17 protein-coding genes and 1 riboswitch are annotated in these 16,776 nt (G+C 63.2%); of the genes, 15 read left to right on the plus strand and 2 right to left on the minus strand.

Annotated elements, in window-relative coordinates; all coding sequences use genetic code 11:
• Positions 1-3: 3 nt before the first annotated feature.
• Positions 4-600, minus strand: a complete 597-nt coding sequence (gene cobU / locus JM946_RS22525; protein ID WP_203169627.1) for a bifunctional adenosylcobinamide kinase/adenosylcobinamide-phosphate guanylyltransferase — start codon at positions 598-600, stop codon at positions 4-6.
• A gap of 26 nt (positions 601-626) precedes the next feature.
• On the opposite strand from cobU, the gene cobT reads away from it, so the two are divergent.
• From cobT to JM946_RS22550, 5 genes are all read left to right on the plus strand, one after another.
• Positions 627-1,637 carry a nicotinate-nucleotide--dimethylbenzimidazole phosphoribosyltransferase gene (gene cobT, locus JM946_RS22530; protein WP_203169628.1) on the plus strand — a complete coding sequence of 337 codons (1,011 nt, stop codon included), beginning with the start codon at positions 627-629 and terminating at the stop codon, positions 1,635-1,637.
• Positions 1,634-2,428 carry an adenosylcobinamide-GDP ribazoletransferase gene (locus JM946_RS22535; RefSeq protein WP_203169629.1) on the plus strand — a complete coding sequence of 265 codons (795 nt, stop codon included), beginning with the start codon at positions 1,634-1,636 and terminating at the stop codon, positions 2,426-2,428. The genes cobT and JM946_RS22535 overlap by 4 nt, the downstream gene beginning before the upstream one ends.
• A complete protein-coding gene (locus JM946_RS22540) occupies positions 2,413-2,952 on the plus strand; it encodes a histidine phosphatase family protein (protein WP_203169630.1) in 540 nt (179 codons plus the stop codon). The genes JM946_RS22535 and JM946_RS22540 overlap by 16 nt, the downstream gene beginning before the upstream one ends.
• 84 nt (positions 2,953-3,036) lie before the next feature.
• Positions 3,037-3,552, plus strand: a complete 516-nt coding sequence (locus JM946_RS22545) for a sigma-70 family RNA polymerase sigma factor (RefSeq protein ID WP_203169631.1) — start codon at positions 3,037-3,039, stop codon at positions 3,550-3,552.
• Positions 3,549-4,226 (plus strand): DUF3379 family protein, encoded by a 678-nt coding sequence (locus JM946_RS22550; RefSeq protein WP_203169632.1) that lies wholly within the window; start codon positions 3,549-3,551, stop codon positions 4,224-4,226. The genes JM946_RS22545 and JM946_RS22550 overlap by 4 nt, the downstream gene beginning before the upstream one ends.
• 96 nt (positions 4,227-4,322) lie before the next feature.
• Here the strand turns inward: JM946_RS22550 and bufA2 are convergent, their stop codons facing one another.
• Entirely contained in the window at positions 4,323-4,583 is a 261-nt protein-coding gene (gene bufA2 / locus JM946_RS22555) for a BufA2 family periplasmic bufferin-type metallophore (RefSeq protein ID WP_203169633.1), read from the minus strand.
• A gap of 167 nt (positions 4,584-4,750) precedes the next feature.
• Here bufA2 and JM946_RS22560 point away from each other — a divergent pair, with 167 nt between their 5' ends.
• The 10 genes from JM946_RS22560 to JM946_RS22605 all read left to right on the plus strand — a co-directional run bounded on the left by JM946_RS22560 (position 4,751) and on the right by JM946_RS22605 (position 16,691).
• Positions 4,751-5,218: a DoxX family protein gene (locus JM946_RS22560; RefSeq protein WP_203169634.1), complete on the plus strand. Its 468-nt coding sequence runs from the start codon at positions 4,751-4,753 to the stop codon at positions 5,216-5,218.
• Positions 5,219-5,239: 21 nt separating this feature from the next.
• A riboswitch (cobalamin riboswitch) is annotated at positions 5,240-5,439 on the plus strand.
• Positions 5,440-5,566: 127 nt separating this feature from the next.
• Entirely contained in the window at positions 5,567-7,531 is a 1,965-nt protein-coding gene (locus tag JM946_RS22565) for a TonB-dependent receptor plug domain-containing protein (protein ID WP_230979942.1), read from the plus strand.
• The gene (gene cobD, locus JM946_RS22570) at positions 7,531-8,658 is read left to right on the plus strand and encodes a threonine-phosphate decarboxylase CobD (RefSeq protein WP_203169636.1); all 1,128 of its coding nucleotides are present in this window, start codon (positions 7,531-7,533) and stop codon (positions 8,656-8,658) included. Before JM946_RS22565 ends, cobD begins: the two co-directional genes overlap by 1 nt.
• Complete coding sequence (gene cobO / locus JM946_RS22575) at positions 8,655-9,314, plus strand: cob(I)yrinic acid a,c-diamide adenosyltransferase (protein WP_203169637.1); 660 nt, start codon at positions 8,655-8,657, stop codon at positions 9,312-9,314. The genes cobD and cobO overlap by 4 nt, the downstream gene beginning before the upstream one ends.
• Positions 9,311-10,180, plus strand: coding sequence for an ABC transporter substrate-binding protein (locus tag JM946_RS22580; protein ID WP_203169638.1), 870 nt, complete (start codon positions 9,311-9,313; stop codon positions 10,178-10,180). The genes cobO and JM946_RS22580 overlap by 4 nt, the downstream gene beginning before the upstream one ends.
• Positions 10,180-11,154, plus strand: a complete 975-nt coding sequence (locus JM946_RS22585) for a FecCD family ABC transporter permease (RefSeq protein ID WP_407700588.1) — start codon at positions 10,180-10,182, stop codon at positions 11,152-11,154. The genes JM946_RS22580 and JM946_RS22585 overlap by 1 nt, the downstream gene beginning before the upstream one ends.
• Positions 11,151-11,948 (plus strand): ABC transporter ATP-binding protein, encoded by a 798-nt coding sequence (locus JM946_RS22590; RefSeq protein ID WP_203169640.1) that lies wholly within the window; start codon positions 11,151-11,153, stop codon positions 11,946-11,948. The genes JM946_RS22585 and JM946_RS22590 overlap by 4 nt, the downstream gene beginning before the upstream one ends.
• Positions 11,949-11,953: 5 nt before the next feature.
• On the plus strand, positions 11,954-12,904 hold the full coding sequence (gene cbiB / locus JM946_RS22595; protein ID WP_203169641.1) for an adenosylcobinamide-phosphate synthase CbiB: 951 nt from the start codon (positions 11,954-11,956) through the stop codon (positions 12,902-12,904).
• Positions 12,904-14,382, plus strand: coding sequence for a cobyric acid synthase (locus JM946_RS22600; RefSeq protein WP_203169642.1), 1,479 nt, complete (start codon positions 12,904-12,906; stop codon positions 14,380-14,382). Before cbiB ends, JM946_RS22600 begins: the two co-directional genes overlap by 1 nt.
• Before the next feature lie 44 nt (positions 14,383-14,426).
• A complete protein-coding gene (locus tag JM946_RS22605; protein ID WP_203169643.1) occupies positions 14,427-16,691 on the plus strand; it encodes a DUF5916 domain-containing protein in 2,265 nt (754 codons plus the stop codon).
• Positions 16,692-16,776: the final 85 nt, after the last annotated feature.

Here is a 16,776-nt window from a genome sequence, read left to right on the forward strand (position 1 = left end):
CAATCAACCGCCGGCGGCGGACTTGATGGGCACGGCGATGCCGGCCACCACCAGGGTCACCTCGTCGCACGCGGCCGCGAGCGCCTGATTCAAACGTCCCTGCTCGTCCTGGAAGCGGCGAGACAGCGGCAACAACGGCACGATACCGGCGCCGACTTCATTGGAAATCAACAGCACATCGCCGCGAACTGCCCTCAACCATTGCAGAAATTGGTCGCGTTCGGATTCCCAGGTCGGCAGCGCGGCGGTAGGCGCATCCTCGCGGAAATCTTTGAGCAGCGCGTTGGACAACCACAAGGTCATGCAGTCGATCACCAGCAGGTCGGCCTCGCCGTGATTGCGCAGCGCTTGCGCAAGGCCGGTCGGTGCTTCTAAGGTTCGCCATGTCGCCGGTCGCTCGGCCCGATGCAGGCGGATGCGATGTTCCATTTCCTGATCGAGCGCCTGGGCCGTGGCCACATAGGTCACGGACCGACCCCGCGCCGTCGACAGCGATCTGGCCAACGCGATGGCGTGAGCGGTCTTCCCGGAACGCGCGCCGCCGATGATCAGCCGTCGCCCGGCCGAAGCTCGCTCACCCGATTCGTTGTCGTTCACCATTGTCCGCTCTCACTGTCTCGACCGTCATGATAACCAACGAAGCCTTGCAACGCCGGCTCGACACTCGCACCAAACCGCAAGGCTCGCTGGGTGCGCTGGAAACGCTCGCCATGCGCATCGGCCTGGCGCTGGACACCGACACGCCCGTGTTGCGGGCGCCGCAGATGTTTGTATTTGCAGGCGATCACGGCATCGCCACTGACGGCGTCAGCGCTTTCCCGCAAGCCGTTACAGCGCAGATGCTGCTGAATTACCTTCAGGGCGGCGCGGCCATCAATGTCCTGGCGCGTCAGCATGGCATGACTTTGAACGTCGTTGACGCGGGCGTGGCCACCGATATCGGCGAACATCCTTCGCTCCTGGCGCGTGCCGTTGGGCGAAGCACGCGCAACTTCCGGATCGAGCCTGCCATGACCCCCGAGCAGTGTGCTCGAGCACTCGATACTGGCAAAACGTTGGCGAAAGACGCTCTGCGTCAGGGCTCCAATGCGCTGATGTTTGGTGAGATGGGGATCGGCAACACCGCCAGTGCTTCGATGCTGTTACATCGGCGAACCGGTTGGACGCTGGAAGAGTGCGTGGGGCGCGGCACAGGGTTGGACGATGTAGGCCTCGCCCGAAAGCGCGAACGTTTGGCCGCCGCGTCGGCGCGTTGTCCTCGGAAACTCGCTCCCATCGAAACGATCGCGGAGTTTGGCGGATTCGAGTTGGCCATGATCACGGGCGCGCTGCTCGCGACGGCCGATGAGAAATGCATCGCGGTGATCGACGGCTTCGCGGTCTCGGTCTCAGCGATGCTCGCCATCGAGATCGATCCGCGAGTGCGGTCCCGCTGCATCTTCAGTCATTGCTCGGCCGAGCACGCGCATCGTCAGCTACTGGCGCACCTGGATGTGAAACCGTTGCTCGATCTCGGCATGCGCCTCGGCGAAGGCACGGGCGCGGCGATGGCATGGCCCATCATCGACGCGGCAGCACGTTTGATGACCGAGATGGCCAGTTTCGAATCCGCGGGAGTGGACGATCGCGCTTCATGAGCAGCGACGCTCACACCGCCCGACCCTCCCGGCTGCTCACCGAGCTGCGGCTGCTGCTCATGGCGGTTCAGTACTTCACGCGCGTACCCATGCCCGGTTGGGTGGGACATTCAACGGAGCAACTGAGCGGCACGGCTCGATATTTAACGACGGTGGGCATTTTCATCGGCGTCGTCGGCGCGGCTGTCTTGTGGGCGACCAGCTTGATTCTTCCAGCCCCGCTGCCGGTCATCCTGAGCACGGCAGCGACGCTGCTGCTGACCGGAGCATTTCATGAGGACGGTCTGGCCGACACGTTCGATGGACTGGGCGGAGGCGCGACGCGAGAGCGAGCGCTGGAAATCATGAAGGACTCGCGTGTGGGCACGTATGGCGTGGCTGCCCTCGTGCTCACATTGCTGATCAAAGTTGCTGCGCTGAGCGCCTTGCCCGTGACGCTTGCGATTGTTGTTCTGATCGCAGGTCACGCCTTCTCGCGCACGTGCGCCGTCGCTCTGTTGTTTGCCGGCCGCTATGTCGGCAATCCCGAACTGTCGCGGGCACGCGCGGTCGCTCAACCCATGGGCCGCGGCGAGTTCTTGTTCGCAGCGATCGTCGGCGTCGCGCCGCTGTACTGGTGCGGCATGCATGCGATCGCCGGTGTGATCAGTGCCCTGCTCGTACTCTACAGGTTGGCGCGCTGGTTCGTGCGACGCTTGGGCGGCTTCACTGGCGACACGCTCGGCGCCGCGCAGCAGCTGACTGAAATCACTTTCTACGTGGCCGTGTTGGCGTCGTGGAACTCTACCTGATCCGGCACACCGCTCCGGCGGTCGAGAAAGGAATCTGTTACGGGCGCGCGGATATTCCGCTGGCGCACACAGCAGATACCGATATTCAGCGGGCGCTCGCGCCCCTGCCGCGATTCGATCTGATTTATTCCAGCCCGGCGCAGCGTTGTACTCGCCTGGCGAACGCGCTGGCGGAGCGCGATGGATGCGAGTTGCGCCTGGCCCCGGAACTTCAGGAGCTGCACTTCGGGCAATGGGAGCAATTGCCGTGGGCGCGGATTCCGAGAGAACATAGCGATACATGGGCGGCCGATCCCTGGAATCGCGCGCCACCCGGTGGAGAAACAGAACAAGCTTTATGGACCCGAGTCGCGACCTGGTATCGAGCGGCCTTTCCCGCCGCGGTTTCCTGCTGCGCCATCGTCGCGCACGGCGGGCCGCTGCGCGTGTTGCGTTGTCTGGCGCTCGGCCAGTGCATGGAACAGCGCTGGTCCTGGAGTCTCGCCTGGGGCGAGCACGCCCGCTTCGTGTTGCCGCCTGGCTGACAGGCTGGTCTGACAGGCGGGCTGACATGACCTCGATCCTTGCGCGATGCGTAATAACTTCAGCGCTGCCCCGGTCTGGTCGTCATGAGTGTTGACAGTCCTCGCGAGCGTGGGCGCTTCGAGGCGCTGTGCATGCCGTTTCGAGCCGATGTCTTTCGGTTCGTTTATTGGCTGTGCCGGGATCGAGCTCTGGCGGAGGATGTAGTGCAGGAGACGCTGTTGCGAGCCTGGCGATCGCTGGATTCGCTGGGCGACGACAAAGCCGCGCGTCCCTGGCTGCTCACCATCGCGAGGCGCGAACTCGCCCGCGTGTTCGAGCGTAAGAGATTGCCGATGGTGGATATCGATGTGGCCAACGAGTCGCAGCCCGAGGCGCTCACCGTCAACGATCAGCATGAAGTCGACGAGATGCGGCGCGCGATCCTGAAATTAGACGTGATTCATCGTGAGCCGCTGGTGCTGCAGGTGTTGTTGGGCTATTCCACTGAAGAAATCGCGCGCCATCTGGAAATCAGTGTCGCCGCGGTGCTGACGCGTTTGTTTCGTGCGCGCCAGGTGTTGCGTCAGCAGCTGATGGGCGCGGAGGGCTCGCGGTCATGAACTGCGAAGACTTCCGCACGATCGTTGGCGCCGAGCCCAACACGACTAATCCCGAAGTGCTCGCGCACCTCGAGCGCTGTCCGGAATGCGCGCGTTATCGCGAAGAGATGCAGGCGATGGATCGTCTGATCTATCGCGCTCTCGCAGTCGAGGCCCCCACGGGAAGCAACGCCGATGAGTTGCTGACGCGGAAGAGCGGGACTCCATCTCGCGTGTGGCGCATGGCTGCGAGCGTACTGGTGGCTGTCCTGGTCGGCGCGATGTCGTTGTGGCTGCTGACGCCGCGGGACAGTTTTGCCCGTGAAGCGATCGCTCACATCAGACATGAGCAGGCATCGTTGGTGCGCACGTCCGACACTGTCGATCCCGCGCGCTTGGATCAGATCATGACGTCTGCGCAGGTGCGGCTGAAGCCGGGCGCCGCGAGAGTGTCATACGCGCAGTATTGCAACTTTCGCGGCCAGCGAATCCCACATCTGGTCGTGCAGACCGAGCAAGGCCCGGTCACGGTGCTGGTCGTGACACATGCTCCGACGCAAGAACGCGAGCAGATCGAAGAAGACGGTTTCCAGGGAGTGATCGTGCCGGCGCCGCGCGGCGTGATCGTCGTGCTGGGTCAGAACGTGCCGGTGGATCCGGTGGTGTGGACGGTGCTAGACGCGTTGGAATATTGATTCGAACAAATATCGCGTCGGAACAGCTGCGGCCTTATGTGCTCGCTGCCGCTCGAAGGACGCCGGCGAGCAGAGCTCGCCGGCGTGTCACGAGCCTCAGCTCGCCTTTTTCATCTTGGCCTTGGCCGCATCGCACTCGGCCTTGGTCAGCATCAGATATCCCTTGCCCTTGCACGAGTTCTGGCCCTGACAGGCGTTGGTCGCCGTGCCGCAGGCCGAGTGGCCCTTACACGCGTTCACGCCTTCGCATTTCACCTTGGCTTCGTCCGCTGCACTGGCAGTCGGCGCGGCGACGCTGGTGAAGAGCAATGCAGCAGCAGCGGCCATGGCGGCGCGAGTGGCTTTCTGGGTGTTCATGTTTGGTTCTCCTCGATGATGGGGCCTTTGAAACGGATCGTTCTCGATGCCGCGAACAGCATCTAGCGCACCAGACCGGGCCGCTCGGCATCGCATTACAGAGCGCGTCGTAATAAGCGAGCAACGACACCGGTCTATTGCTGGCCACCCATTTGCCGGAGCCGAACATGCTGAGCGACGCTTTGATGGACCCGAGCAGCCTGCTGGCGCGCCTGCTGGACCGACTCCAGGCGCCATTCGCGCTGGCGTCGCGAGTGTACGTGAGCTGGGTGTTCCTCAAGAGCGGCTATCTCAAACTGTCCGACTGGGACAGCACCCTCGCCTTGTTCGAGTATGAATATCGCGTGCCGCTGCTAACGCCGCAGCTGGCAGCCATCGCGGGCACCGCCGGCGAACTGGTGTTCCCGACTCTGCTCATCCTCGGGCTGTTCGGGCGAATCAGCGCGCTCGGCCTGCAGGCCGTCAATGTGTTGGCGGTCGTTTCCTATGCGCACGTTCTATATCAGGAAGGGTTCGCGGCGGCCGTCGGCCAGCACTATCTGTGGGGTTTCATCCTGCTGGTACTGACGTTTTACGGCCCGGGTGTCTGGTCGCTGGATCACTGGCTGAACCACAAACGGCGTGGCCGGGCTTGACGATTGCCCGCGCGAACCGCATTCTCGCGCCGCGCGACAAGTTCCCCGCCAAGGGGATTCAAAGGGAACTCGGGTGAGAAGCCCGGGCTGCCCCCGCAACTGTAAGTGGTTCGCCGCGCGTCAAAAAACCACTGGCGAAGCCGACGGAATCGGCCCGCCGGGAAGGTGACGCGAGGACTTCAGCCACCAGCCAGGAGACCTGCTTGCCGCCGTCGTCCATCGATCGGCCGGGGTGTGCCGAAAGAGCGGGAATCTTCCCTGTAGAGGCGACCGGTGCACGGGTCGCGACGCGTTTCGAGTTGCAGCCCGTGAGGTTTGTGACTTACCGCGGAGCCTTCTGTGTCTACCATGCTGTTTGCCGGCCCCACTGCCCGTCGGGCCTCCTCACGTCTTCTCGCCGTTACCGTTTCACTGCTGCTGCATCCTGCGCTGGCCGCCACTGCCGCCGAGAGTCAGGCCGACACCGTCGAAGACGTCGTCGTCACCGCGAATCGCATCGAGCAGCAGACCTCGCGCGTTGGCGACTCCGTCACGCTAATCTCTGCAAACGAACAACGGCGCAGCCAGAAAACCGCCGTATCCGATCTGGTCGCGATGACGCCGGGCGTGACGATGACGCGCAATGGCGGCATCGGTGCCACTTCGGCGCTGCGCATTCGCGGCGCGGAGACGGATCAAACGCTCGTGCTCATCGACGGCGTCAAGGTGAACGACCCGGCGCAGGCCAGCGGCGGCTTCAACTTCGGCAATCTGATCGCCACGGAATATTCCCAAATCGAGGTGCTGCGCGGACCGCAATCCACGCTGTGGGGCAGCCAGGCCATTGGCGGCATCGTGCACATCGTGACACCCGTGCCGGAAGGCCCGCTGTCCGGATCTCTGGCCATGGAAGGCGGCACCCACAACACCGCTTTCGTGCGCGGTTATGCTCAGGCCGGGGGCGATCGCTTCGCATGGCGAGTGGCTGGCGGTTACTTGACCAGCGACGGTATCTCCGCTTTGAGCCGTGAACGTGGCGGCCGCGAGCAGGACGGTTATCGAAACGTCGGCTTCAACGCGCGCGGCATTCTGCATATCACGGACAATGTTTCCGCCGAAGTGCGCTCGACGTGGAGCGATGGCCGCTCGGAATACGACGGCTTTCCAGCCCCGCTCTATATCTTTGTGGACACGCCGGAACACGATAAGACCGAAGAACTCGCGAGCTACGCGGGCCTGAATATCACGGCATTCGACGGCCGGCTGGAGAATCGCATCGGCTTCGCGTACACCGAAACGGACCGCCAGAACTTCGATCCCAGCTCGAGCGTGCCCATCACGTTCGACTCCAACGGCAGCAACGGGCGTTGGGAATATCAAGGCACCTGGCGCTTCTCGGACCGGCTCACCGGCATCGTCGGCCTGGAATCGGAACGTTCCGAAATGAGCTCGGCCTCGCCCACGACTTTCAATCCCACGCCGACGCCGATCGCCGACGATGTGCAGATCGACAGCGTATATGGACAAGTGACCGCTACGCCGATCGACGCTGTGACTGTCAGTCTCGGCGTGCGTCACGACGATCACGACACGTTCGGCAGTAACACCACCAATCGCGCCTCGATCGCCTGGTCCGCCACCTCGTCCACGATCTTGCGCGCCAGCTACGGTGAAGGATTCAAAGCGCCGACGCTGTATCAGCTGTACAGCTTGTACGGCAATGTGAATCTCGAGCCCGAACAGGCCGAGAGCTGGGACGCCGGCGTCGAGCAGCGCTGGTTCGATTCGAAACTGGTGCTGTCGGCGACCTACTTCGATCGCGATACCGACAACATGATCGACTTCGTATCGTGCTTCGGCGTCAGCACGCCGGAGTGCCTGGCGAAGCCGGACGGCTACTACGAAAACGTGCAGATGACCAACGCCAAAGGCGTCGAACTGGCGCTCACTGCACAACTCACCGAACGACTGGCGCTCTCTGCGAATTACACCAGCATGGACACGGAGAACATCGCGCGCGGCACCAGGAACTTCGGCCGCTCGCTACGGCGTCGTCCCGACGAGACCGCCAACGCGCAGCTCAGCTATGACTGGCCAGTCGGGCTCACGACGACCGTGGCGGTACAACATGCCGGTCGCAGCTACGAGGATTCCGCCAACATGGAAGTGCTCGAGGGCTACACGCTGGTCGATTTCCGCGCTTCGTATGCCGTCACCGACTCGTTCGAGATCTATGGGCGAGTCGAGAATGCGTTCGACGACGAATATGAAACCGTGTACGAATACGGCACGCTCGGTCGCACGTACTACGGCGGCATTCGGCAGCGCTTCTGATGAATCACGGAGCCGACATCGTAGCCGGCCGCTTTGCTCATCACGGCGGTCGGCTGTGCGTCGCGCGCTCGCTGTTTCCCAACGTGCCGCAGCCGTGGATCGATCTGTCCACGGGAATCAATCCGGCCCCGTATCCGGCGCCGCGAGCTTCGGTTCGCGAGCGCAATCGGTTGCCTGAGCCGACGGAGCTGGCGAGATTGGAGGCCGTGGCCGCCGCGGCCTTCAATGTCGAGGATCCGACGAGAGTTGTAGCGACCGGCGGGACGGAGAGTGCACTACGACTGCTACCGTATGTGTTGAAAATGGGCGCGGCCGTCGTCGCCGGCCCGACGTACAGCTCGCACTCGGATGCATGGAGTCGCGCCGGCGTTGAAACGCGCGTCGTCGCCGATGAAGACTTACTGAGACGCGCCGGCGCTGGAAGGCACATCCTTCCAGACGAAGATACAATGGCTGGTGGGGCATCTGTCGACTTGCCGGCGGCGACCGAAGACCTGGCAGCGACGGGCGTTGCGATGACCGTGGTCAATCCGAACAATCCGGATGGGCGGCTGCTCGAGCGGCAACAACTGCAAGCGCTGCACGACTCCTTGCATGCCGCCGGTGGCGTGCTGATCGTTGACGAGGCGTTTGCCGATCTGGAGCCACAACACAGTGTCGCTGCGCTCGCGGGCGCCAACAGCGCACCGAGCGTGATCGTCCTGCGTTCTTTCGGAAAGTTCTATGGCCTCGCCGGCGTGCGCTTGGGCTTTGTCATCGCTTCGCCTGTGATAGCTCAGCAGTTGCGCAGGCTACTCGGCGATTGGCCCATCTCTGTCGACGCGCTACGCGCCGGACTGGCGGCTTACGCCGACTCTGCATGGGCTGCGAAAACACGACGCCGACTGAGCCGAGCCGCGCAGCGCCTGGATAAGCTGCTCATCAGCGGCGGCATGACAATCGTCGGCGGCACATCGCTCTACCGCCTGGCTCGCGCCCCCAATGCGCGCGCTCGCTTCACGCAACTGATTTCACATGGAATCTTGGCTCGTCCTTTCGACCACGACAGCACACTGCTGCGCTTCGGCCTGCCTCACGGATCGGATGACTGGCGACGCGTCGCCGACGCGCTGAAGGTGCAACCATGAGCACACTGACCGACGGCTCTCTCGAAGACAAACAGATCGAGCCCAACCAGACCGAAGCCGAACGCGATCGACTGCACGCCGAAGAGATGAAGCGTCGGCAGGCCGAACGTCGGGCCGAGCGTGCCACGAAAAAGGAGCGCGGCGGCCTGCTGATGGTTCTCACCGGCCCGGGCAAGGGCAAATCTTCCAGCGCCTTCGGCATGGTGGCGCGAGCCCTCGGCTGGGACATGCGCGTCGGCATCGTGCAGTTCATCAAGGGCAAGTGGCAAACAGGCGAGAAACATTTCTTCCGTCGCTTTCCCGAACGGGTGACTTTCGATGTGATGGGCGAAGGCTTTACCTGGGACGTGCAGGACCGGCAACGGGACATCGCCGCCGCGCAGCAGGCGTGGCAACGAAGCTGCGAGCTGATCGCCGATCCCGACTACGACTTCATCCTGCTCGATGAGCTCAACATCGCGATTCGCAACGACTACGTGAGCATTGCCGACGTCGTTGCTTTCCTGAAGAACCGGCCGCGCGACAAGCACATCTGCATCACTGGCCGCGACGCCCGCCCCGAGCTGATCGAGATCGCCGACCTGGTCACCGAGATGACCCTGGTCAAGCATCCCTACGCAGCCGGCTTCAAAGCCCAGCGCGGAGTGGAGTTTTGAAGCTTCGCCTGGCAGCGTTGATGAGCGCGCTGTTGTTCGCAGCCGGCCCAACGCTGGCCGCGGACCGCTCGAATCGTCCGATGCGCATCGTTTCGCTGAACATGTGTGTGGACAGCATCGTGATCGATCTCGTGTCTCACGATCGGATCGCCGCGCTCAGTCACTACGCTCGCGATCCGCAGCGCTCGACCATCGCGGAGGTCGCCAGGCATCTGCCGATTACCTATGAGACCGCCGAGGAAGTGGTCGCATTGCGGCCCGACCTGGTGCTCACCAGCCGCCACTCCGCGATCGCCACCCGAAACGCGCTGCAAAGAGTCGGCATCCGATTCGAGCTGTTCGATGTGCCGGGGACGATCGCCGAAAGCCTCGCGCAAGTCAGACAGGTCGCGCGCTTGCTCGGCGCGGAACGGGAAGGCGAAGTGATGGTCGCACGCATCGAAGCGGCCCTGGACGCGGCACGCTTGCCACCGGATCAGCAACCGCTGACCGCTGCCGTGTATCAGCCCGGTGGCCTGTCGGCCGGTGCAAATACTGTGGTGGGCGAACTGATGGAGCTCACAGGATTGCAGAACATCGCCGCGCGCTACGGCGTCACTCAGTATCGGCCGCTTCCTTTGGAGGTATTGGTGGCCTCGCCACCCGACGTGTTGTTGGTCGGGGAGACTTCGCCGGGCGCGCCGCTTCGAGCGGAGAAAGTCGTCACTCATCGCGCCTTGCGGGCGCTTGAATCGCAGATGTCACAATCCGTATTCCCGGCGCGCCTGCTGTATTGCGCCGGCCCCACCATGATCGAATCCGCCGCCGCCCTGGTGCGCGCTCGTGAGCACGCGCACGCTGCGCAAAGACGCAGGGTAGTGTTGTGATGGGGCGCAAGTGGGTTATCCCTTCGCTTGTTGTTTTGGTCGCAGTGCTGACGGTGCTCTCCATCGCGGTCGGCCGTGTCAACCTGAGCTGGGATGTTTGGTCGGCGCAGGATGCGGTCAGCCGCGCCATCCTGATCGAGCTGCGCTTGCCTCGCGCCATCCTTGGCTTGCTCGTCGGCGCTGCACTCGGGATGGCGGGCGCAGCAATGCAAGGCTACTTACGAAACGCTCTCGCGGAGCCGGGCACCCTCGGGGTCTCCGCGATGGCCGCGCTCGGCGCTGTCCTCAGCATCTTCTTCAATATCGCCGGAGTTCATCCCTGGGTGCTGCCCATCTGCGGCGTGCTCGGCGCGATGCTCGGCATGGCGGCCTTGTTTGTTTTGTCAGGCAGCGCGGCCAGCGTACTCACGCTGGTGCTCTCCGGCATCATTCTCAGCTCGCTCGCAATCGCAGGCATCTCCCTGTGCTTGTCTTTATCACCCAGCCCGTGGGCAGCCGGAGAGATCGTTCGCTGGATGCTGGGCAGCCTCACTGATCGCAGCTTCGATGAACTGACGCTTGCCGCCCCATTGATCCTCGTCGGCTGCGCATTCGTGCTCGGCTGCCGGCGACCGCTCGATGCGCTCACGCTCGGAGAATCCGGCGCACGCTCGCTCGGCATCGATCTGAACAGAGCGCAATGGCAGCTCGCGCTTGGCATCGGCTTGATCGTCGGCGGCAGCACGGCAGTCACCGGCATCATCGGATTCGTGGGCCTGATCGTGCCCCACTTGATGCGGCCTCTGGTGGGCTCGCGTCCCGGCGCGCTGCTCATTCCAAGCGCCATCGGCGGCGCGGCCCTGGTGCTCGCAGGGGATATCGTCGTGCGTCTCCTGCCCGGCGGTTCGGAGCTCGAGCTCGGCGTCGTGATGTCTCTGATCGGCGCACCCTTCTTCTTTGTACTGCTGCACTCGATGCGCCGGAAACTCACATGACCCGGCCCAGCAGCACTCTGAAGATCGCCAATCTGCAGTTCCGACGCGGCAGCCGGGTCGTGCTCGATGCCATCGACCTGCAGTTGCAGACCGGCGAAGTCACCGCCGTGCTCGGCCCCAATGGCGCCGGCAAATCGACGCTGCTATCGTGCATTGCCGGCCTGCTCCGGCCCGAGCGGGGTGCGATCGAGCTGGATGGAACGTCGCTGTTTTCCTTGCCTGCCATGCAACGCGCACGCCGCATCGCCTTCTTGCCCCAGACACCCGAGATTGCCTGGGCTGTCGATGTGCAAACGTTGGTCGGCCTCGGACGCATTCCTTTTCATGGTTTGAGCAGCGACGAGGAAGATCGCGCGGCCGTGGCGCGGGCCATGGCGAAAACAGAAGTTGCTCAGTGGGCCGACCGTGCGGTGACGACGCTGTCCGGCGGAGAGCGCGCGCGTGTGCTGTTGGCTCGCGTGTTGGCCGGCGAGTCCGATTGGATTCTTGCTGATGAGCCTTTCACCGGACTGGACCCCTCGCATCAGTTCGAAGCGGCCGAACTACTGCGCTCCATCGCCGACCATGGCGGCGGTGTGATTTTGACCATTCATGACCTGACTCTGGCGGCTCGGATCGCTGACCGCGTGGTCATCCTCGACGGCGGCCGCGTCGTCGCCGACGGCCCTCCGCAAGCCGCCCTCACCCCGCAGATCCTCCGCGATGTTTACAACATCGATGCGCAGTGGCTCACCGACGATACTGGCGCAACGCCGCCGTTGATCGCCATCCACGGTAGGGCGGCGCGAGGCTAGCCGCCATGTTCGATCCTTGGTTGTTGCTGGCCGCGTTGGTTGTCGAAGGCTGCGTCGGCTATCCCCAGTCTGTCTATCGCGCGATTCGGCATCCGGTGGTTTGGATCGGCGTTGGCCTCGAAGTGCTGGAGCGACGCTGGAACCGGCCTGAACTGGGCGACGAAACTCGCCGCTGGCTCGGCGTTATTACAGTGGTGATCATTTCGGGCTGCGCCGCAGGCGTCGGGTATATCGTGCAGGTGCTGGCCGGCAACGTTTCGTTCGGCACAGCATTGATCGTGCTGATCGCTACAACGGGGCTGGCTCAGCACAGCTTATATACGCACGTTCGCGCCGTGCTTCGGCCACTGGCCGAGGGCGACCTGGGCACCGCTCGCCGCGCCGTCTCCGAGATCGTCGGTCGCGACACTGCCTCACTGAACGATTCCGGCGTCGCCAGCGCAGCGCTAGAGAGTCTCGCGGAAAGTTTCAACGACGGTATCGTCGCACCGGCGTTCTGGCTGTTGGTCGGCGGCCTGCCGGGGTTGTTCGCATACAAAGCACTGAACACCGCCGACAGCTTGATCGGCCATCGCGAACCGCGTTGGCGAATGTTCGGTTGGGCCGCGGCCCGCGCCGACGATATCGCCAATCTGATTCCCGCTCGGCTCGCCGGCGCACTGCTCGCAATCGCTGGTGGCGGCGGATTGTTCGTCATGTGGCGAGATGCTCCGAAACACGCTTCGCCGAATGCGGGCTGGCCAGAAGCCGCCATGGCCGGCGCGCTACGCATCCGCCTGGGCGGCCCGACCGCCTACGACGGCGTCATGCATGAACGCCCCATCTTCGGCGCGGGCGCGCAGCCTACCGTCGAGGATCTCAAGCGCGGCCTGCGTATCTATGTAATCGCTTGCGGCCTGCTGTGGCTCTCCGCCGCACTTCTCGGCTTCCTGGGTTCGGGACCACAGTTACTGTGATGCCCGCGATCATGATCCAAGGTTGCGGCTCCGACGTCGGCAAGTCATTGCTGGTGGCAGGACTATGCCGCTTGTTTGCTAATCGCGGCGTCGTGGTAAGACCGTTCAAGCCGCAGAACATGTCGAACAACGCGGCCGTGACGGCCGGCGGCGGCGAAATCGGCCGCTCCACAGCGCTGCAGGCCCTCGCCTGCCGTACGCCGCCTACCGTGGACATGAATCCGGTGTTGCTGAAACCGCAAAGTGACATCGGCGCGCAACTGATCGTTCGCGGTCGGCGGCAAGGCGTCATGCAGGCGAGTTCGCACGGCCGTGACAAACGTGAACTGCTGCAGATCGCAGTTGGAAGCTTCCGAACATTGCAACAGGAAGCGCAGCTCGTGATCGTCGAAGGCGCCGGCAGCCCGGCTGAAACCAATCTTCGTACGCACGACATCGCCAACATGGGGTTCGCTCATGCCGCTGAGGTTCCCGTGGTGCTGGTGGGCGATATCGATCGCGGCCACGTCATCGCTTCGCTGGTCGGCGCGCATGCCGTTCTGGATGACTTGGATCGCGAGCGTATCCGCGGCTTCATCATCAACAAGTTTCGTGGCGATGCTCGTTTGTTTGACGACGGGCTGCGAACCATCGAAAGCCGCACTGGTTGGCCAGGGCTCGGCGTCGTGCCGTGGTTGCACGAGGCAGGCGCGCTGCCGGCCGAAGACGCCATGCAGCTCGATCAAGCGATCGCCGTGGGCGGCGGTGCTACCCCGGGACGACAGATCCGCATCGCTGTTCCCCGACTGCCGCACATCGCGAACTTCGACGATTTCGATCCGTTGCGGACGGAGCCGCAAGTCGAGCTGATGTTTGTTCCACCGGGGCAGCCGCTGCCCCTGGACGTGTCGCTGATCATTCTGCCTGGCAGCAAAGCCACCATCGCCGACCTCGAGTTCTTCCGCTCCCAAGGCTGGGATATCGACCTGCTCGCCCACGTCCGCCGTGGCGGCCGCGTGCTCGGCATCTGCGCCGGCTATCAGATGCTCGGCCGCTTGGTCCTCGATCCCGACCGAATCGAAGGCCACCAAGCCAGCGCCAGCGGTCTCGGACTGCTGGACATCACGACCACCATGACAGGTAACAAACAACTTCGCGCAATCACTGGCGTCGACGTTGTTACCGGCTCACCCATCAGCGGCTACGAAATGCATCTCGGCGTGTCCACCGGGCCCGCGGCCTCGCGCCCCTTTATCCGTTTTGAGGACGGTGCAACGGATGGCGCCGTTTCCTCCGACGGTCGCACTCTCGGCTGCCACGTACACGGCCTGTTCCACGCCCCAACATTCCGAGCGGCCTTCCTCGCCACTTTCGGCGCCACATCCAATCAGGAGGACTACTCGCTTCGAGTCGAGCAGTCGTTGGATGCCGTCGCCGCGAGTTTGGAGCAAGCGCTCGATGTCGACAGGCTTGCGAGCATCGCGCAGCTCGAGTTGTAACTGCCGCCTTAAACCCTTTCGTTGCTCGCCGCGTCGAAACGCGTATGAGCACACATCGACGAGCGTCGAGCAGATTCGGCCGGCATGGTCTCTGCCTTGGGTCGGTTTTGATTGCGTTGATTGCGGCTCCGGCGTTCGCCGTGGACATCGACGGTCGGGTCGGTCCCGACGAATGGCGAGACGCTCAGCACATCACCGACTTCCGTAAAACGCAGCCACTCAACGGTGAGCCCGCGACGCTGGCCACGGAAGCTTGGATTCTGGCCACGCCAGATGGCCTCGCAGTGGCGTTCCGCAATTCCCAGCCACCTTCTGTGCCTCGCACCCAGCAACGCGTGCAGCGGGATTTCGAGGAACAGGTCGACCGCATCAACGTCATGATCGACTTCGACGGCGATCACCGCACCGGCTACAACTTCACCGTCAGCTCCACCGACGGGATCTACGACGCCATTGTCACCAACGAATCCGTGTTCAACGCGGATTGGGACGGCAACTGGCGCCACGCTGTCGGCAACGACGCGGACGGCTGGAGCGTCGAGGTGCTCATTCCATGGCATATCGCCCCGATGCGAGAGAATAGTGGCGAGGTACGCACACTCGGGATCTACCTCGATCGCATCGTCGGGGCTACCGGGGAGCGGGTGGCATGGCCGCTGGCGAGCTTCGAACGTCCTCGCTTCATTTCCGATTTCGCGCCGATCCAAGTCACCAGCTTCAATCAATCGTTGCTAGCCATCACCCCTTACGCGTCGAGCCTGTATGACGTGGTCGGCTCGGATAACGAGTTCGATGGCGGCGTCGACTTGTTCTGGAAGCCCAACGGACAGTTTCAGCTGACCGCGACCGCGAATCCGGACTTCGGCCAGGTGGAAAGCGACGACCTGGTGGTGAACTTCGACGCCACCGAGGTTTTCATCAGCGACAAGCGGCCGTTCTTCACCGAGAACCAGGGCATCTTCGAATTCACCACGCCGTCCGACTTCAGCCAGCTGTTATACACGCGACGCATCGGCGGTCCGACCGATGACGGCGCCGGCGCGGCCGATATCACGGGCGCGCTGAAATTGAACGGCAGCCTCGGCGCCACCAAGTACGGCGTGTTCGCAGCCGAAGAAGCCGATACGGTCGGCCGATCCTTCAGCGCAATGCGCCTGGTGCGTGACTTCGCCACTCAGAATCTCGGCGTGCTCGCAACGCGCGTGGAGCGGCCATTCCTGGACAGAACGGCCACCGTCGTGGGCATCGATCACAACTGGCGACCGACTGCTCGTTGGAACGTGCGCACACGCCTCATCGGCAGCGACATCGATCAGAACGGCAAGAGCACCACCGGCGACGGCGCCACGGTGTGGGCAGACTACGAGATGGATCGTGGCTGGCGCCAGCAATGGATCGCCATGCACTTCGCCAACGATCTGCAGATCAACGACGCCGGCTATCTGGATCGCGCGAGCACCAACTACGCGCACTGGCAGATCAATCGTCGCTTCACCGAGTTGCCAATCGATTCGCGTTACATGTCGAAGGATTGGCGCTGGCGCGTGAGCAGCTCCTACAACGATCGTGGGCAGCTGCTGAATCATCGTTTCCGCATCAGCCGCGACAGCAAGCTTCGTAACGGCAGCACCGAATACGGGGTGTTGAACATCAACAGCGCGGGCATCGACGATCTGCTCACCCGCGGTCACGGCCCGGTGAAGCTGCCGCCCAGTTTCGACAGCTACTTCGAATTCGTGCGACCCAGAATCGGCAACTGGTCGTACTTGCTCGAGCTGGAGGCTTTCAGCGGCGGGCTGGCCGGGAACGACCAGGTTGGCTACACCGTGAACTTCGAGCCGGCCTATTTCATCAGCGATGCGTTCAATGTTTATGTCGGGCTGTATGTCGAGAGCAACCCGGACTGGCTGGTGTGGCAACGAGAGAATCTCATCGGCAGTTTCGACGGCGAGGAATCGCATCTCAACACCGGCTTCAACTGGATCATCAGCAACCGCCAGGAACTGCGCCTGCGCCTGCAGGCCATCGCCGTCGACGCCGACGTTCGGCGCGGCTATCGGGTGGATCTCTCCGGCAACGCCGTGCCCGTCGATGAAACCGTCGACGATTTCACCGTGCGCAATCTCGGTGTGCAGCTTCGCTATCGATACGAGTTCGCTCCGCTTTCCTTTCTGTACATAGTCTACGGTCGTGGCGGTTATGAGCAGGCAAACGGTCGCGACGACTCGGCGGGGCTGCTCCGCGACTCCTTCAGCCTGCGCGATGACGAACAGTTGCTGGTGAAGCTCAGCTATCGATTCGAATCGTAATGTATCGTCTCGGCGCGCCTGCGGTGCAGACCGCACGACAGCGTTCTTGTTCGCTCGCTGAAGGCTGACTAACATGAGGTAGATC

The sequence above is a fragment of the Steroidobacter gossypii genome (assembly GCF_016801985.1).
In the GTDB taxonomy this organism is placed as follows: domain Bacteria; phylum Pseudomonadota; class Gammaproteobacteria; order Steroidobacterales; family Steroidobacteraceae; genus Steroidobacter; species Steroidobacter gossypii.

What these genes read in the sequence shown, in the direction of transcription:
- cobU (WP_203169627.1), bottom strand. Translation starts at nt 600, where the DNA reads ATGGTGAACGACAACGAATCGGGTGAGCGAGCTTCGGCCGGGCGACGG.
- cobT (WP_203169628.1), top strand. Translation starts at nt 627, where the DNA reads ATGATAACCAACGAAGCCTTGCAACGCCGGCTCGACACTCGCACCAAA.
- JM946_RS22535 (WP_203169629.1), top strand. Translation starts at nt 1,634, where the DNA reads ATGAGCAGCGACGCTCACACCGCCCGACCCTCCCGGCTGCTCACCGAG.
- JM946_RS22545 (WP_203169631.1), top strand. Translation starts at nt 3,037, where the DNA reads ATGAGTGTTGACAGTCCTCGCGAGCGTGGGCGCTTCGAGGCGCTGTGC.
- JM946_RS22550 (WP_203169632.1), top strand. Translation starts at nt 3,549, where the DNA reads ATGAACTGCGAAGACTTCCGCACGATCGTTGGCGCCGAGCCCAACACG.
- bufA2 (WP_203169633.1), bottom strand. Translation starts at nt 4,583, where the DNA reads ATGAACACCCAGAAAGCCACTCGCGCCGCCATGGCCGCTGCTGCTGCA.
- JM946_RS22560 (WP_203169634.1), top strand. Translation starts at nt 4,751, where the DNA reads ATGCTGAGCGACGCTTTGATGGACCCGAGCAGCCTGCTGGCGCGCCTG.
- JM946_RS22565 (WP_230979942.1), top strand. Translation starts at nt 5,567, where the DNA reads ATGCTGTTTGCCGGCCCCACTGCCCGTCGGGCCTCCTCACGTCTTCTC.
- cobD (WP_203169636.1), top strand. Translation starts at nt 7,531, where the DNA reads ATGAATCACGGAGCCGACATCGTAGCCGGCCGCTTTGCTCATCACGGC.
- cobO (WP_203169637.1), top strand. Translation starts at nt 8,655, where the DNA reads ATGAGCACACTGACCGACGGCTCTCTCGAAGACAAACAGATCGAGCCC.
- JM946_RS22585 (WP_407700588.1), top strand. Translation starts at nt 10,180, where the DNA reads ATGGGGCGCAAGTGGGTTATCCCTTCGCTTGTTGTTTTGGTCGCAGTG.
- JM946_RS22590 (WP_203169640.1), top strand. Translation starts at nt 11,151, where the DNA reads ATGACCCGGCCCAGCAGCACTCTGAAGATCGCCAATCTGCAGTTCCGA.
- cbiB (WP_203169641.1), top strand. Translation starts at nt 11,954, where the DNA reads ATGTTCGATCCTTGGTTGTTGCTGGCCGCGTTGGTTGTCGAAGGCTGC.
- JM946_RS22600 (WP_203169642.1), top strand. Translation starts at nt 12,904, where the DNA reads ATGCCCGCGATCATGATCCAAGGTTGCGGCTCCGACGTCGGCAAGTCA.
- JM946_RS22605 (WP_203169643.1), top strand. Translation starts at nt 14,427, where the DNA reads ATGAGCACACATCGACGAGCGTCGAGCAGATTCGGCCGGCATGGTCTC.